The 15,961-nt window shown below is 65.5% G+C and carries 11 protein-coding genes; 8 read left to right on the plus strand and 3 right to left on the minus strand.

The window, feature by feature from the left end; translation table 11 throughout:
• The first annotated feature begins 448 nt into the window (after window positions 1-448).
• Window positions 449-1,903, plus strand: coding sequence for a cell wall hydrolase (locus tag XI08_RS34180; RefSeq protein WP_271577791.1), 1,455 nt, complete (start codon window positions 449-451; stop codon window positions 1,901-1,903).
• A gap of 124 nt (window positions 1,904-2,027) precedes the next feature.
• Here the strand turns inward: XI08_RS34180 and nadC are convergent, their stop codons facing one another.
• The 3 genes from nadC to nadA all read right to left on the minus strand — a co-directional run bounded on the left by nadC (window position 2,028) and on the right by nadA (window position 5,818).
• Entirely contained in the window at window positions 2,028-2,906 is an 879-nt protein-coding gene (gene nadC, locus XI08_RS34185) for a carboxylating nicotinate-nucleotide diphosphorylase (RefSeq protein WP_271577792.1), read from the minus strand.
• A gap of 11 nt (window positions 2,907-2,917) precedes the next feature.
• Window positions 2,918-4,525: an L-aspartate oxidase gene (locus XI08_RS34190; RefSeq protein ID WP_271577793.1), complete on the minus strand. Its 1,608-nt coding sequence runs from the start codon at window positions 4,523-4,525 to the stop codon at window positions 2,918-2,920.
• Window positions 4,526-4,699: 174 nt separating this feature from the next.
• Window positions 4,700-5,818 (minus strand): quinolinate synthase NadA, encoded by a 1,119-nt coding sequence (gene nadA / locus XI08_RS34195; RefSeq protein WP_271577794.1) that lies wholly within the window; start codon window positions 5,816-5,818, stop codon window positions 4,700-4,702.
• A gap of 341 nt (window positions 5,819-6,159) precedes the next feature.
• On the opposite strand from nadA, the gene XI08_RS34200 reads away from it, so the two are divergent.
• The 7 genes from XI08_RS34200 to XI08_RS34230 all read left to right on the plus strand — a co-directional run bounded on the left by XI08_RS34200 (window position 6,160) and on the right by XI08_RS34230 (window position 15,751).
• Entirely contained in the window at window positions 6,160-7,410 is a 1,251-nt protein-coding gene (locus tag XI08_RS34200; protein ID WP_027543602.1) for an MFS transporter, read from the plus strand.
• Between the two features lie 206 nt (window positions 7,411-7,616).
• Window positions 7,617-8,603: an acrylyl-CoA reductase (NADPH) gene (acuI, locus tag XI08_RS34205; RefSeq protein ID WP_271577795.1), complete on the plus strand. Its 987-nt coding sequence runs from the start codon at window positions 7,617-7,619 to the stop codon at window positions 8,601-8,603.
• A 112-nt stretch (window positions 8,604-8,715) separates the two neighbouring features.
• On the plus strand, window positions 8,716-9,315 hold the full coding sequence (locus XI08_RS34210; RefSeq protein ID WP_135179127.1) for a hypothetical protein: 600 nt from the start codon (window positions 8,716-8,718) through the stop codon (window positions 9,313-9,315).
• Window positions 9,316-9,478: 163 nt separating this feature from the next.
• Entirely contained in the window at window positions 9,479-9,712 is a 234-nt protein-coding gene (locus XI08_RS34215; RefSeq protein ID WP_027543599.1) for a DUF6894 family protein, read from the plus strand.
• 233 nt (window positions 9,713-9,945) lie between these two features.
• On the plus strand, window positions 9,946-11,688 hold the full coding sequence (locus tag XI08_RS34220; RefSeq protein ID WP_271577796.1) for a methyl-accepting chemotaxis protein: 1,743 nt from the start codon (window positions 9,946-9,948) through the stop codon (window positions 11,686-11,688).
• A gap of 179 nt (window positions 11,689-11,867) precedes the next feature.
• On the plus strand, window positions 11,868-13,574 hold the full coding sequence (locus XI08_RS34225) for a methyl-accepting chemotaxis protein (protein ID WP_271577797.1): 1,707 nt from the start codon (window positions 11,868-11,870) through the stop codon (window positions 13,572-13,574).
• A gap of 206 nt (window positions 13,575-13,780) precedes the next feature.
• Window positions 13,781-15,751, plus strand: a complete 1,971-nt coding sequence (locus tag XI08_RS34230) for a methyl-accepting chemotaxis protein (RefSeq protein ID WP_271577798.1) — start codon at window positions 13,781-13,783, stop codon at window positions 15,749-15,751.
• Window positions 15,752-15,961 lie beyond the last annotated feature (210 nt).

The following is a 15,961-nucleotide window of genomic DNA, read 5'->3' on the forward strand; positions in this document are numbered from 1 at the left end:
GAAAAAGTGTCGGCTATGTCCCCGAACACCCGTCGGTCATGTCCCCGGGCTGAACACTTGACCGGGCGATCCAGTACGCCGAGACATCAGTGATTGAACTGAGAAGCCGCGGCGTACTGGATGCCCCGATCAAGTCGGGGCATGACAGTGGTGGACGTGGAGACACTTCTCGCAAGACCTGGAACTCATCACGCGTCCCGTAATGATACGCGCGCGCAAGAGTTTCTTCACCATTCGCGTTGACCGGATGTTTACCGCTTTACGTGGGGCGGCATTTACCAATGCGCGTCATTGCCCCGTGAAAACACTTGCGATCGCTTGTGTGTGCCCGGCGCGCAACGCCGATTAACGCCCCGGCAACCTAAATTGGATACTTACGAGAAAGATCGAATTGCACGGATGTACTGCGGTTCGGTTTTTCGGGCGTAAGCGTAGCGTGAGCGTATCGATGTCAGTGTTGCGTAACCATCCGAAGGGCGCGCGGTTCGCGTCCTTCGGCATCGGTCTCTGCATCTTCGCATTGATGCCGAGAGAGACCGGCTATCAGGATATTGCCTCGCTGCTGGCGCGTCAGCCCGGCGTCGCCGAGCGTTGGCAGAAGCAGGTGTATTCCGCGGCGTCCTCGATCCAGCTCGCCACCTACAGTTTTTCCCGCCCCATCGGCACCTCGGTTCCGCAGAGCGCGATGGTTCGCCTCGCAAGCCTCGATGGCCGCGACGTCACCGGCGCGATCAGCCGCAATCCGGCGCTTCAGGCGCCGCCGCGTTACCAGGCCGCCGACTTTCCCAAGGTCGATCGCTCCATGAAGGGTGATCGCCTCGCGATCGCTACACCGACGACGTCTCCCGACGCTGCCGCACCGGCCGCAGCGCCCGCGCAGGAAGATCCCGCGACGTCGAACAGCTCGGTGTTCGGCGCCAAGACCGCCGCGTTGCCGCAAGCGATGTCGCCGGAGTCCGCAGCCGCGCTCGACCCCGAGCTCCAGGAAGCGCTGCGCGCGCCGCCGTTGCCGCAATATGCCAATCCGCCGAAGGCCAGCGACCTCGCGCGCTCGTTCGCGGTTCAGCCGCTGGAGGCGCTTAAGCGGGCCACTGCGCCGGCCGCGCCTGCGCGCGATCCCTTCAGCGTCAAGACGTCGAACCTGTTCTTCGGCAGCTCCTCGCTCGGCGGCAATCTGGAGAGCATCGAGAGCTGGCAGCCCGGGGCCGAGCCGCTGATCGTGATGCCCGACCCCGACATGAAGGTGACGGCCTCGCTGTCGCCGCCGACGGAGGAGATCGCCAAGGACATCGAGAGCGGCGAGAGCGTCGCGCCGAAGGGCGAGGTCAACGCCGACAACCAGCGCGCCAGGTCGCCGGCGGAACGGCTCGCGCTCGACGACAAGACGCGCGCGAAATCCGAGAAGTGCCTCGCCGAAGCCGTCTATTTCGAATCCCGCGGCGAGGCCGTGCGCGGCCAGATAGCGGTCGCACAGGTGGTGATGAACCGCGTGTTCTCAGGCAAATACCCTGATACGGTGTGCGGAGCGGTCTATCAGAACAAGCACCGCCATCTCGCCTGCCAGTTCACCTTTGCCTGCGACAACAATGCCGACGTGATCCGCGAGCCCGAGATGTGGGAGCGCGCCAAGAAGATCGCGAAGGCGATGCTCGACGGCCAGATCTGGCTGCCCGAGGTCGGCAAGTCCACGCATTACCACGCCTACTGGGTGCGCCCGTCCTGGGTCGCCGAGATGAAGAAGATGTACAAGACGGGCGTGCATACCTTCTATCGCCCGCGCGCCTGGGGCGACGGCAGCGAGGAGCCGAGCTGGGGCTCCCCGGCACAGACCGCCGCGCTCTCCGCCGAACTCGCGCAGCAGGCCAAGAGCTCCGCCGAGATGGGCGCGACCGAGCGGCGGTAGTCAATTCCAGAAGTTCGTCATGCCCGGGCTTGTCCCGGGCATCCACGTTCTTTGTGCTGCGGGACGAGGCGTGGATGGCCGGGACAAGCCCGGCCATGACGTTGTGGAGGCTTTAGAGCTCCAATCACGCCTCGATATCCAGCGCACAGTCGAAATTCGGCGCGGAATGCGTCAGCGCGCCTGAAGACGCATAGTCGACGCCTGTTGCCGCGATCGCGGCGATCGAGTCCAGCGTGACGCCGCCGGATGCTTCCAGTTTGAGCCGGCCCTCGTTGATCCGCACCGCCTCGCGCAGCGTCGCAAGGTCCATGTTGTCGAGCAGCACGGCGTCAGCCATTCCCGTGTCCAGCACCTCGCGCAATTGCGCCAGCGTATCGACCTCGATCTCGATCTTGACGAGATGGCCGGCGTGGGCACGTGCGCGCTCCAGCACGGGGCGGATGCCGCCGGCGACCGCGATGTGGTTGTCCTTGATCAGGATCGCGTCGTCGAGACCGAAGCGGTGGTTGAAACCGCCGCCGCAGCGCACCGCGTATTTCTCCAGGGCGCGCAAGCCCGGCGTGGTTTTTCGCGTGCAGCAGATCCGCATCCTGGTGCCTTCGGTGCGCGCGACATAGTCCGCCGTCAGCGTCGCAACGCCAGACAGCCGGCCGACGAAATTCAGCGCGGTCCGCTCCGCGGTGAGAATGGCGCGCGCGGGGCCCGAGATCGTCAGCACGTGCTGCCCACGGGACACGCGGGCGGCATCGCGGACATGCGCCCGCACCTCGATGTCGGGGGACAGCTTTTGCAGCGTCGCCAGCGCCAGCGGCAGGCCCGCGATCACGCCGGACTGGCGCGCGACCAGGATCGCCTGTGCCTTCGTCGCCTCCGGGATCGTTGCCAGCGAGGTGATGTCGCCGGCGCGGCCGAGGTCCTCGTCGAGCGCGCGGTGCACGGCCTCGTCGATCGCGAGCGGCGAGAGGAAGGCGTCGGGATAGAGCAGGGATGTCGGGGTGATCATAAGGGACTCCATCAGGCGATCACGGGTTGCGCAATGCGCGGCGATGCGCGCTCGTTCAAGCTGTCGGCGACCTCGCGCACTGCGGCGAGGGTGGTCATCGTTCTCCGGGCCAGCGCGGGGACATCGGCCGGGTGGTCGATGCGGAAATGCGCGCCGCGGCTCTCGCACCGCGTCCAGGCCGCAGCGGCGACGAGCAGGGCCGATGTCGCCATGTTGCGGACAGCACTGCTCGTTGCGTCGCGTTCGAGCGCGGCGAAGCTGCGCACGGCCTCCGCAAGCCCGTCACCGTGACGGATGACGCCGACATGCGCGCTCATCATCGCGCGCAGCCGCTTCACGGCCGCAGTATCCGGCGCGTTGTCACGCGACGTCACGAGCGCGTCGGGGAGGCGGGCAGGCGCGGGGATCGCGCGGCCGGCGATGTCGTCGGCGATGCGCGCGGCGTAGACCACGGCCTCCAGCAGCGAATTGGAGGCGAGGCGGTTGGCGCCATGCGCACCGGTGGAGGACACTTCGCCGCCGGCCCAGAGCCCGTCGATCGAGCTGCGACCGCGCGCGTCCACGGCGATGCCGCCCATGTGGTAGTGCGCGGCCGGCGCGATCGGGATGGCCTGCGTGGCGGGATCGATGCCGGCGGCGATGCAGCTCGCATGCACGGTCGGGAATTTGTCGGCGAAGCGCGCGCCCAGCGCCTGCCGCGCGTCGAGGAACGCGCCGCGCCCGGCCGCGATCTCGGCGAACACGCCGCGGGCCACGATGTCGCGCGGCGCGAGCTCGGCGAGCGGATGACGCGTCAGCATGAAACGCTCGCCATGGCCATTGATCAGCGTTGCGCCTTCGCCGCGCAGCGCCTCCGTCGCAAGCGGCGCCGGATCGCGGCCGACCATGATGGCGGTGGGGTGGAATTGCACGAATTCAGGATCGGCGATCACGGCGCCGGCGCGCGCGGCGATCGCAAGGCCCGATCCGCTCGCTTCAATCGGATTGGTGGTGACGGCATAGAGATGGCCGAGCCCGCCGGTCGCGAGCACCACCGCGCGCGAGGCGAGCAGGACCGGCGGGGCGGCCGGATTGCCGGCAGCGCGCAATTGAAGGCCGGCAACGGTGCCGTCTTCCGTCAACAGTGCTTCGGCGACGAAGCCTTCGATCAGCCGGATCGACGGCGTCCGGCGTACGGCCTCGCCCAGCGCCGCGATGATCGCTGCGCCCGCGCCGTCGCCGCGGACATGCACGATGCGGCGCGCCGAATGCGCAGCTTCCCGCCCGACCGCGAGCCTGCCTTCGAGATCACGATCGAACGGCACGCCATAGGCGAGGAGGTCGTGGATGCGCGGCGCAGCCTCGCGGGCGATCCCAAGCGCGACTGCTTCGTCGACGAGACCGCCGCCGACGGCAATCGTATCCGCGGCATGGGCTTCAGGCGTATCGCCCTCGGCCACCGCTGCGGCGATGCCGCCTTGCGCCCATGCGGACGATGCACCCTGTCCGAGCGGTGCCGCCGAGATCAGCGTCACCGGCCGCGGCGCGAGCTTCAACGCGCAAAACAGTCCGGCAAGGCCGCCGCCGACGATGATGACGTCGTCGGCGTTGCGGGTGAGGTTGGGGATGTTGTCTTGCATTAGCTTTCTCCGAGTTCTCCACCGTCGTCCCGGCGAAGGCTGGGACCCATACGCCGCGGCGGTAATTGTTGCGCGCAGCTGTTCGACGTCGTTCTTCGCAACCACATCTTCCTGTGGTTATGGGTCCCGGCCTTCGCCGGGACGACAGCGGTGTTTGTTGCTGCGTGTTGCTCTTCAATTCTTCAGATCGATCATCCGCTCGACCGATCGTCGCGCGCGCATCGCGAGCGCGGGGTCGATCGTGATCTCCTCGCGCAGCGTCAGCAGGCTCTCCAGAATGTTGGCGAGCGTGATGCGCTTCATGTGCGGGCAGAGATTGCACGGACGTAGCATCTCCACGTCAGGCAGCTCGGCGCGCACATTGTCGGCCATCGAGCATTCTGTGATCATCACCAGCCGCCGCGGCCGCTTTGCGCGCACCCAGTTGATCATGTGCGCGGTCGAGCCGGTGAAGTCGGCCTCCGCCAGAACGTCCGGCGGGCATTCGGGATGGGCGATGATCTGAACGGAGGGATCGGCCTCGCGAAGCCCGCGCAGCTCCTCGCCGGTGAAGCGCTCATGCACCTCGCAGGCGCCCTTCCAGGCGATGATCTTCACGTCGGTCTTCGAGGCCACGTAGGTCGCGAGATAGCGGTCGGGCAGGAAGATCACGCTTCGAGCGCCCAGGCTCTCGACCACCTGCACCGCGTTCGACGAGGTGCAGCAGATGTCCACCTCGGCCTTCACCTCCGCCGACGTGTTGACATAGGCGACGACCGGAACGCCGGGAAATTTCTCGCGGAGCAGGCGAACGTCTGCGCCCGTGATGCTGGCGGCAAGCGAGCAGCCGGCGCGCGAGTCCGGGATCAGCACCGTCTTGTCCGGGTTGAGCAGTTTCGAGGTCTCCGCCATGAAGTGCACGCCGCACTGGACGATGATCCCGGCCTTCACCTTGGTGGCTTCGACGGCGAGCTGGAGCGAATCGCCGCCGATGTCGGCGACGCAGTGGAAGATCTCCGGGGCCTGGTAATTGTGCGCGAGGATCACCGCGCCGCGCGCCTGCTTCAGTTCGTTGATCGCCTTGATCGTCGGCGCCATCACCGGCCACTCGATCGGCGGGATCACGTGCTTCACGCGCTCATAGAGAGGCGCGGTGGCGCGCTCGACCTCATCGGTCCATTGCAGCGAGGGCATCGGCAGTGGGGATCCCGTTCGCGCCGGCGCGGTGCGCGGGGAGGTCGTGACCGGGTTGGCGGCTTGGCCCTGGGGCTGGTTGGTAAAGTCGTCAGGGCCGTAAAGTCCAGTGATCGGCATCGAAGCCTCCCGTGCAAGGTTGTTATACTCAAATTGAGTATATATAGAGCCTGAGAAATCCGGCCGAGAGGCCGGGTCGCATGTCGCCAGCGCTCAGATATGCTCAATCTGAGTAGATCAAAGATATCACGCATGGCCGGGAGTTGCTAGGTCTCCTCGCACACATTCCCGTCAAGTCGCACTCCACTGCGCCGGAAGGTCTTGTTGAAACGCAGTGCTCCCGCGGGAGCCCTTCGTGGAACGCAACCATTTTTGACTTGGGATGTTCATGCATTTGCATTAAACGAAGCTGGCCTGTGGCTGCCCATTTCGGATCCGCCAACGAGAAGATGAGGAACACCATGTCCACACAAGCGGGCGAGCTCGGTCCGGTCTCGCGTTCCTCCACCTGGCGCACGCCGGCCGTCATCATCCTCTGCGGCTGCGCCATCGGCATGCTTGGCTTCGGCCCGCGCTCGGCGCTCGGCTTCTTCGTGCAGCCGATGAGCCATGAGTACGCCTGGGGCCGCGACGTGTTCGGCTTGGCAATTGCCTTCCAGAACTTGCTGTGGGGATTGGGCCAGCCGATCGCGGGCGCAGTCGCCGATCGCTTCGGCCTGTTCCGGGTGATGTGCGTCGGCGCGCTGCTCTATGCCGGCGGCCTGCTCCTGATGCGCTACTCCTCGACGCCGCTGTCGCTGAACTTAGGGGCGGGCGTGATGGTCGGCTTTGGTCTCGCCGGCTGCTCGTTCAACCTGGTGCTGTCGGCGTTCAGCAAGCTGTTGCCGGCCGAGAAGCGCGGGCTTGCGCTCGGTGCCGGCACGGCGGCGGGCTCGTTCGGACAGTTCCTGTTCGCGCCGATCGGCGTCGCGCTGATCGACAATTTCGGCTGGCAGCAGGCGCTCAGCGTGTTCGGCTTCCTGATGCTGCTGATCATTCCGCTGTCGCTGGCGCTCTCGACGCCGCCGGTCGCAAGCACGGCTAACGCGGCGCCGGCGGACGAGCAGACCTTCATGAAGGCGCTCGCGGAAGCCTTTGGCCATCGCTCCTATGTGCTGCTGGTGCTCGGCTTCTTCACCTGCGGCTTCCAGCTCGCCTTCATCACGGTGCATCTGCCGGCGTTCCTTGTCGATCGCGGCATCTCGACGCAAACCGGCGGCTGGGTGATCGCGGCGATCGGCCTTTTCAACATCATCGGCTCGCTCAGCGTCGGTTATCTCCAGAACTCGCTGCCCAAGCGCTACATCCTCTCGACCATCTACTTCACCCGCGCGCTTGCGACGCTGGCCTTCATCTCGTTCCCGATCACGCCGTTCTCGGCGATCGCGTTCGGTGCGGTCTCCGGCCTGACCTGGCTGTCGACGGTGCCGCCGACCTCGGCGCTGGTGGCGCTGATGTTCGGCACGCGCTGGCTTGCGACGCTCTATGGCTTCGCCTTCGTCAGCCATCAGGTCGGCGGCTTCCTCGGCGTCTGGCTCGGCGGCGTCGTGTTCGAGCGGTTCGGTTCCTACACGCCGATCTGGTGGCTCTCGATTCTGTTCGGCGTGCTCTCGGCGCTGATCAATCTTCCGATCGTGGAGAAACCCGTCGAGCGGCTAGTGCCGGCGATTTGAAGTTCCTCCAGAGCAAGCCGCGGATTCGTTCAGGAACTTCAAATCGATAACCGGCACTAGGATCATATATTTGCTGGCGCTCCTCTTAATTCCGAAGTTCGCACCGGTGGTGCCGATACGGTTTGCGAACTTCGGAATTGGAGCGCCAGTTGCGCAGCCTGCCTGATCGGCTAAACATCCCCTGAAACAAGTCAGGGAGTTCAGCCGTGGCCACATTCAAGGCGATCCGGATCGACAAGGCGGACAAGGGCACCACCGCGCAGCTTACGCAATTCGACGAAGCCGAGCTGATGGAGGGCGACGTCACCGTCCGCGTCGAATGGTCGACGCTGAACTACAAGGACGGCCTTGCGCTCACCGGCAAGGCACCGGTGGTGCGCCGCTTCCCGATGATCGCCGGCATCGACTTCGCCGGTACGGTCGAGCAGTCCTCGCATCCGCAATGGAAGGCGGGCGACAAGGTCGTCTGCACCGGCTGGGGCATGGGCGAGACCCATCTCGGCGCCTATGCCGAGAAGGCACGGGTGAAGGGTGAGTGGCTGGTCGCCCTGCCGCAGGGCCTGTCGGCGCGCGACGCCATGGCGATCGGCACTGCCGGTTTCACCGCAATGCTCTCGGTGCTGGCGCTGGAGAAGCACGGCCTGTCGCCGAAGAGCGGCCCCGTCGTGGTGACGGGCGCGGTCGGCGGCGTCGGCTCGGTCGCGACCGCCGTGCTGTCCAAGCTCGGCTATCACGTCATCGCCTCGACCGGCCGCACCTCGGAGGCCGACTACCTCAGGCATCTCGGCGCTGCCGAGATCATCGATCGCAACGAATTGTCGGCGCCGGGCAAGCCCCTCGCCAAGGAGCGCTGGGCGGGTGGCGTCGACAGCGTCGGCTCGACCACGCTCGCCAACCTCCTGTCGATGACGAAGTACGGCGGCGCGATCGCGGCCTGCGGCCTTGCCGCCGGCATGGACCTGCCGTCCTCTGTCGCGCCTTTCATTTTGCGCGGGGTGTGCCTTCTCGGCATCGATTCCGTGATGTGCCCGATCGAGCCCAGGAAGGCAGCCTGGCAGCGTCTGGCGACCGATCTGGACCGGTCGAAACTATCTGAAATTACTCACGAAATCCCGCTCGCCGAGGTTTCCGAATGGGGCGTGAAAATCCTCTCCGGCCAGGTCCGCGGCCGGATCGTGGTAAAAATTGTCTAACGGCGTTCAGACTTTACCAACCAAGCTGCTTCAATGTCGCCATGGTTAGTATGGTAAGCAGCGGGTAAAGAGATAAGGCATCGCCCGCGCTGGGGTCGGTTCGGAGTTGAGCATGCTTGCGCGTATTGTGTTGGGGGCTGTCACGGCGGCAGCGACGTTTGCGCCGGCCATTGCTGGAAGCATGAATGCCGACGAGGCGCGCCGCTTCGTCGCCGGCAAGGTGTTCGCTTTCACCTGTTTCGACGGCACCCGCGGTGCAGGCCGCATCCTGGACGACCTCGGCGCCGCCGGGGCCGTGCAGTTCTCGGGTGCAGGCCCGGTCAAGCATCTCCGCCTGCCCGGCAACACGCTCCAGATCCGCGGCCAGAACGTCTGCGCCTCGATCAAGGGCATTCCGTTCGAGCCCTGCTTCAACCTGGAGAAGACCGACGACCGCAGCTTCCGCGGCTCGGTGTCGGGCATGGGCTTCGCCTATTGCGACTTCCACCATCAGGGCGGCAACCAGATGCTGATGGCGCGTGCTGTCGCGCGTCCGCGTTCGCTGCGCTCCTCCGAGCACACCGGATCGGTCGCCACCTCGAACACCGAAGTCGCCGCGCGCGTCGAGACCCCGCGTGTCGAGAGCGGCCGGCTCGAGCCGGTGAAGTCGGAAGCAAAGTCCGAGCCCGCCAGGAACGAGGGTCCGCTGGAGCTGCGCCGCTCGACCCAGTGAGCGGCTGCGCGGGGCCATCCGCGCACTTTCTCGTTGAAGACGACCATCGAACACGAAGCCGCCGCGCCGTAGTCATACGGTCGGCGGCTTTCATGCGTTGGTAGCGACTAGCGCCCCAGTTTGCGTACGGCCGGGGGGTGCGGCCCTAGACAAGGGTTCAACGATGTCGCTGTACTTCTTTCGCATCAGTACCGGTCGCTATTCCGGCGCCGCCGATCAGCCGTACGAGTTCGAGAATCGCGCAGCCGCGTGGACCGAGATGACCGAGGTCTGCGCCAATCTGCTCGGTGGCATCTCGCGCGGCCTGAAGCCGAACGCCGAGTGGTGCATGGAGCTGCTCGACGAGAACAAGAAGCCGGTGTTTCGCATCAGCCTCGTCGGGGAGGCGGTGAGGTGACACCATCCGCAAATGATGGCGTCGGCGTTAACGAACGCGAAGCATGCAAATCCGCGAGGCTTCATTTCGCTGCGCGTGAAACGTGTGGAAGTCCACGGATTTAAGTCGCGTTTTCAGTACTTCTACCTAAGACGCGGGGGGCCCGCTTAACGTTAATGAGTAACCTGCCGGTTAGCTTTCCTGGGATGTTCAAGCGCTTCGTCGCGGCAATGCGTATCCCGGGAAATCGTTCAATGTCGTTCATTCAGAACCTGCGAATCGGCACCAAGCTCGCCATCACCTCCGCGCTGACCATCGGGCTCGTCGCGCTGATGATCTTCCTCCAGATGAGCGGCAGCACCGAAGCTCAGAAGCTTGGCACTGCGGCATCGCAACAGCAGACGATCGCGCAGAACGCAGCGGAGGCGAAGGCCTCGGTGCGCGGCATGCAGATCGGCATTCGTGACATCCTGACGTCCAGCTCGCCGGCCGAGGTGCAGAAGGCCGTCACCTATTTCAATGACCGGCAGACGGCGGCCCTGAAATTCTCGGGCGAAATGGCGCGACTGTCGCATTCGCCCGAAAACCACAAGCGGATCGATCGCCTGACCACGCTGATCGGCAATTTCAGCAAGGGCGAGCAACAGATCGAAGACATTCGCAAGCAGGAGCTTGCACTCGACGGGAAGAAGGACGGCGAAGCGGCGGCGCAGCTGGCAAAACTCGTGGCCGAGGTGGACCGCATCCGCAAGGGGACGCTGGCGCCGATCAACGAAGAGATTTCCGAGCTGACCAATCAGATCATCGACTTCGCCAAGCAGAAGAGCGTCGAGGCGCGCGCGGAGGCGGAAGCCGAGGCGGCGTCGGTTGCCCGGACGTCATTCGTCACCGGCATCCTGGTCGCGCTGGTCCTGATCGGCGCGTGCATCTTCTCCGTCTTCAGCATCGCGCGGCCGATGCGCGCACTCACGGCAGCGATGGAGAAGCTCGCCGGCGGTGACTTTTCCGTGGTGTTGCCAGGCCTCGGCCGCAAGGACGAAGTCGGCGAGGTCGCCGGTGCCGTCGAGAAATTCAAGGTCGTGTCCGAGCAGAAGGCGCGCGAGGAAGCGGAGGCCAAGATGCGGCAGGATCAGATCGCGGCCGAACAGCGCAAGGCCGAGATGCACAGGCTCGCCGACAGCTTCGAAGGTGCCGTCGGCGAGATCGTCGGCACGGTGTCGTCAGCCTCGACCGAGCTCGAGGCGTCCGCCACGACCCTGACATCGACCGCCGAGCGCACGCAACAGCTCACGACCGTGGTTGCAGCAGCCTCGGAGGAAGCCTCAACCAACGTGCAGTCGGTGGCATCGGCGACCGAGGAATTGTCGTCCTCGATCACGGAGATCAGCCGGCAGGTGCAGGAATCCGCGCGTGTGGCAAGCGAGGCCGTCGGCCAGGCTCGCACCACGACCGAGCGTGTCAGCGAACTGTCCCAGGCCGCGACGCGGATCGGCAACGTGGTCGAGCTGATCAACACCATCGCGGGTCAGACCAACCTCCTGGCACTCAACGCCACGATCGAGGCGGCACGCGCCGGTGAGGCCGGCCGCGGCTTCGCCGTGGTGGCCTCCGAGGTCAAGGCCCTCGCCGAGCAGACCGCGAAGGCGACGGGCGAGATCGGCCAGCAGATCGCCAGTATCCAGACCGCGACGGAGTATTCGGTCGGCGCCATCAAGGACATCAGCGACACCATCGAGAAGCTGTCGGAGATCTCCTCGACCATCGCGGCTGCCGTCGAAGAGCAGGGCGCCGCGACGCAGGAAATCTCCCGCAACGTGCAGCAGGCGGCGCACGGCACACATCAAGTGTCGTCCAACATCACCGACGTGCAGCGCGGTGCGAGTGAGACCGGTTCGGCGTCCTCGCAAGTGCTGTCCGCTGCGCAGATGTTGTCCGGTGACAGTAATCGTCTGAAGCTCGAGGTCGGCAAGTTCCTCGACACCGTGCGCGCTGCCTGACCAAAACCGCAGGGAGAGCCTTGCTCCCTGCGCAACTCTCGGAACGCATGAGCGGCGTCGATCACGATGAAAACTCCGTGTTTCTACGGCAAACGTGGTTAAGGGATGCGGAATGGTTTTGGACGAAGTTCATGGGAATTCAGCCGCTTGAGCGGCAACGTCCATGAAGGGTTCCAGTCATGCATTTTCTCGGCCGCTTCCGCATCCTGAGCAAGATCCTCGGGATCGTCGTCCTGCTGTGCGGGATCGGTGCTGCGATCGCCTGGCTTGGCGTCTCCGCCCTCAGCGATCTCAGCGAAAAGGCCGGCGTGATGTCGACCGCGGCCAAGCGGGCCCTGCTCGCCGCGCGCGCCAACCAGAACGTCATCGCGCTGAACCGCGCTGAGTTCCGCAGTGCGCTCGATCCGCGTGACGACAATCGCCTGGCCGCGCGTGATGTCATCAACGCCCAGCTCAAGCAGTATCAGGAACGTTTCGACGAGGTCAGCCAGACCCCGGACGAGAAGGCCAAGACGCTGCTCCCGGGCGTGCGCGAGGCGTTCTCGGCCTACAAGAGCCAGATGGACACGACGCTTGCGGCCGTCGATGCCGAGAAGTCAGCGAAGCTCAGTGACAGCGCTGACAAGCTGCGCGACACCGCGATGAAGAGCAGGGCCGCTGCGGAGAACCTTCAAGGCAAGATTCGCGAACTCGCCGATCGGCTGAATGCGCGCGTCGAGGAGAAGAGCAAGGAAGCGCGCGAGCAGTATGAATCGACGTCACGCTTCTTGATCATCCTCGCAGGCCTCGGTGTCGTCATCGGCGGCGCGTTGGGCTTCATCATCGGTCAGTACGGCATTGCGCGGCCGATCCGCATGATCGTCGGTGTGCTCCAGGAGCTTGCCGCCGGCCGCTATCAGGTCGATATCGCCGGCCTCGATCGCAAGGACGAGGTCGGCGAAGTCGCCAAGACCGCGGAAGTCTTCCGGGAGAACGGCCTTGCCAAGATCCGCATGGAAGCCGAGCAGAAGGAGATTGAGCAGCGCAGCGCGGCGCAGCGCCGCCAGGACATGCTCCGCCTTGCCGATCAGTTCGAAAGCGCCGTCGGCGAGGTGATCGAGACCGTCAGCTCGGCCTCGACCGAGCTCGAGGCTTCCGCCACGACGCTGACCTCGACCGCCGAGCATGCGCAGCAGCTCGCGACCGTGGTCGCTTCAGCCTCTGAGGAAGCCTCCACCAACGTGCAGTCGGTGGCCTCAGCGACCGAGGAGCTGTCATCCTCGATCACCGAGATCAGCCGCCAGGTGCAGGAATCGGCGCGCGTCGCCAGCGAGGCGGTCGGCCAGGCCCGCACCACGACCGAGCGTGTCAGCGAACTGTCGAAGGCGGCAACGCGGATCGGCGATGTCGTCGAGCTGATCAACACGATCGCCGGCCAGACCAACCTTCTGGCGCTCAATGCCACGATCGAGGCTGCGCGTGCAGGTGAAGCCGGCCGTGGCTTCGCCGTCGTCGCTTCCGAAGTGAAGGCGCTTGCCGAGCAGACCGCCAAAGCGACCGGAGAGATCGGCCAGCAGATTTCCGGCATCCAGTCCGCTACCCAGCAATCGGTTGGGGCCATCAAGGACATCAGCGACACCATCGAACGGTTGTCGGAGATCTCCTCGGCGATCGCGGCCGCAGTCGAGGAGCAGGGCGCAGCGACGCAAGAGATCTCCCGCAACGTGCAGCAGGCGGCGGAGGGCACCCATCAGGTGTCGTCCAACATCACCGACGTGCAGCGCGGTGCGAGCGAGACCGGCTCGGCGTCCGCGCAGGTGCTCTCGGCGGCACAGTCGCTGTCCGGCGACAGCAATCGCCTGAAGCTCGAGGTCGGCAAATTCCTCACCACGGTGCGCGCCGCCTGAGGGCGCCCGTCCTCACCGGTCACCCGACGGCTGCAACCGCCGCGCGAGGACGCGCGGTGGTTCGCATGCGTTCGCGGCTGGATGCGCGATCAGAAGAGTTCCACGGTTAACCTTCCGGAAAAGCGACGCAGGCATGATCTCCGCAATATTCCGCACGCCCTGTCGCCCTCCCTGTATTGCGTATCAATCGTCTCGGAGCACATTCCATGAGTGGCCCTTCCATTCGCCTCACCCATAAGGTCATGGCGATCGGACTGTTCGGACTGTTGGGTCTGGTCGCCTTCGGCGCGATCTACGAGATCGGCAGCCTCTCGCAGGACGCATCCCGCGATATTGCCAACCGCGCACGTGCCATCGCCGACCTGAACAAGCAGCTCTCGATCGAGATGCTGGAGGCACGCCGCAACGAGAAGAACTTCCAGCAGCGCCGGACCGAGAGCTACGCCAAGGCGCATGCCGAGCTGATTGGGCCGATCAACCGGGATTTCGACGAGGTGGAGCGGCTGATGGCGGCCGGCGGCATGAGCGCGCTGTCCGACAAGATGAAGCAGGCCCAGGACGGCTTCAAGCGTTACGCGTCGGATTTCGCGTCGCTGGTGGCTGCCGAGACCAGGCTCGGCCTGAACGAGACGCTTGGCCTGTCCGGCTCGCTTCGCGCCGCCGTGCACGACATCGAGGCCAAGCTGAAGGAGATCGACGATCCCAGGACGACGACCTGGATGCTGATGATGCGCCGGCACGAGAAGGATTTCATGCTACGGCGCGACCCCAAATACATTGCCGAGGTGAAGAAGGCCGCGGTTGAATTCTCCAAGGCGATAGAGGTCGTCGCAATCCCTGCGGCGGCGATGAACGACATCACGGCCAAGCTCCAGAAATACCAGTCCGAGTTCGCTGCCTGGGCCGAGACCGCACAACAAAGTGCGGCTCTCGACGCCGCCATGATGAAGACCTTCCGCGAAATCGACCCTGTGATGGTCGAGGTGCGGACCGCCGTCGATGCCATGTACAGGCAGGCTGACGCGGCCGAGGCGGCGACCCGCGAGGCCGTGCGCTTGTGGATGGCCGTCGCCTTCGGCATCACCGTCGTCGTGCTCGCCGTGGTCGGCTTCCTGCTGGGACGCTCGATCTCGAAGGCACTCGGTGCCATGGTCGGTGCGATGACCAGGCTTGCGCGCGGCGAGCTCTCGATTTCCGTTCCCGGCGTCGGCCGCAGGGACGAAATCGGCGAGATGGCCGGTGCGGTCGAGGTGTTCAGGACCAACATGACGGAGGCCGAGCGGCTGCGCGCCGAACAGGCCGAAACGGACGCGCGCGGGCGCGAACAGCGCAAGGCCGACATGCAGCGGCTCGCCGACAGGTTCGAAGGCGCAGTCGGCGAGATCATCGAGACCGTGTCGTCGGCGGCAACCGAGCTCGAGGCGTCCTCCAACACGCTGACGCGGGCCGCGGAGCGCGGCAACGGGCTTGCCAGCGCCGTGGCGGCGGCCTCCGAGGAGGCGTCCGCCAACGTGCAGTCGGTGTCCTCCGCGAGCGAGGAGATGACCTCCTCGATCTCCGAGATCAGCCGCCAGGTGCAGGAATCGGCGCGCGTCGCCGACGTGGCGGTCGGGCAGGCCCAGCGCACCAATGCGCGCGTCGGCGAGTTGACGAAGGCCGCCTCCCGCATCGGCGACGTGGTCGAGCTGATCAACACCATCGCCGCCCAGACCAACCTGCTGGCGCTGAACGCGACGATCGAGGCGGCGCGGGCGGGCGAAGCCGGCAAGGGCTTCGCGGTGGTCGCAACCGAAGTGAAGGCGCTCGCCGAGCAGACCGCGAAAGCCACGGGCGAGATCGGCCAGCACATCGGTGCGATCCAGGCCGCGACGGAGGACTCCGTCGGCGCGATCAAGGAGATCGGCGACACCATCGCGCGGATGTCGGAGATCTCGTCGACCATCGCGGCCGCGGTGGAGGAGCAGGGCGCCGCGACGCAGGAGATCTCCCGCAACATCCAGCACGCGGCGCAGGGCACCTCCGAAGTCTCGGCGAATATCGGCGACGTCCAGCGCGGCGCCGGCGAGACCGGAGCCGCCTCGGCGCAGGTGCATTCGGCCGCGCAGTCGCTGTCGCAGGAGAGCAACCGGCTGAAGGGCGAGGTCGCGCGCTTCCTGGAGTCGGTGCGGGCGGCGTGACGGCCTCGTTCGGGTGCTGCGATGCATCCACCGCGTCACAGCACGGGATATCGGTGCGGGCGCAACAGATGGTTGCGGGGAAAATAACGACGAGGCGGGCGGTCCCGTAATTTTACGTAGGTTCCTGTTAACGCCTGCTTGCAATTATGGGTGCAATCTCACGGGATAAGAACCAGCCAGCATTGATGAACTGACTTCCGCCCTGTCGTC

This window comes from Bradyrhizobium sp. CCBAU 11361, assembly GCF_028128935.1.
GTDB lineage: Bacteria > Pseudomonadota > Alphaproteobacteria > Rhizobiales > Xanthobacteraceae > Bradyrhizobium > Bradyrhizobium niftali.

Coding starts and splice junctions, on each gene's coding strand:
- XI08_RS34190 (WP_271577793.1), bottom strand. CDS start 4,525: ATGCAAGACAACATCCCCAACCTCACCCGCAACGCCGACGACGTCATC.
- nadA (WP_271577794.1), bottom strand. CDS start 5,818: ATGCCGATCACTGGACTTTACGGCCCTGACGACTTTACCAACCAGCCC.
- XI08_RS34225 (WP_271577797.1), top strand. CDS start 11,868: ATGCATTTTCTCGGCCGCTTCCGCATCCTGAGCAAGATCCTCGGGATC.
- XI08_RS34230 (WP_271577798.1), top strand. CDS start 13,781: ATGAGTGGCCCTTCCATTCGCCTCACCCATAAGGTCATGGCGATCGGA.
- XI08_RS34180 (WP_271577791.1), top strand. CDS start 449: ATGTCAGTGTTGCGTAACCATCCGAAGGGCGCGCGGTTCGCGTCCTTC.
- XI08_RS34210 (WP_135179127.1), top strand. CDS start 8,716: ATGCTTGCGCGTATTGTGTTGGGGGCTGTCACGGCGGCAGCGACGTTT.
- XI08_RS34215 (WP_027543599.1), top strand. CDS start 9,479: ATGTCGCTGTACTTCTTTCGCATCAGTACCGGTCGCTATTCCGGCGCC.
- XI08_RS34200 (WP_027543602.1), top strand. CDS start 6,160: ATGTCCACACAAGCGGGCGAGCTCGGTCCGGTCTCGCGTTCCTCCACC.
- nadC (WP_271577792.1), bottom strand. CDS start 2,906: ATGATCACCCCGACATCCCTGCTCTATCCCGACGCCTTCCTCTCGCCG.
- XI08_RS34220 (WP_271577796.1), top strand. CDS start 9,946: ATGTCGTTCATTCAGAACCTGCGAATCGGCACCAAGCTCGCCATCACC.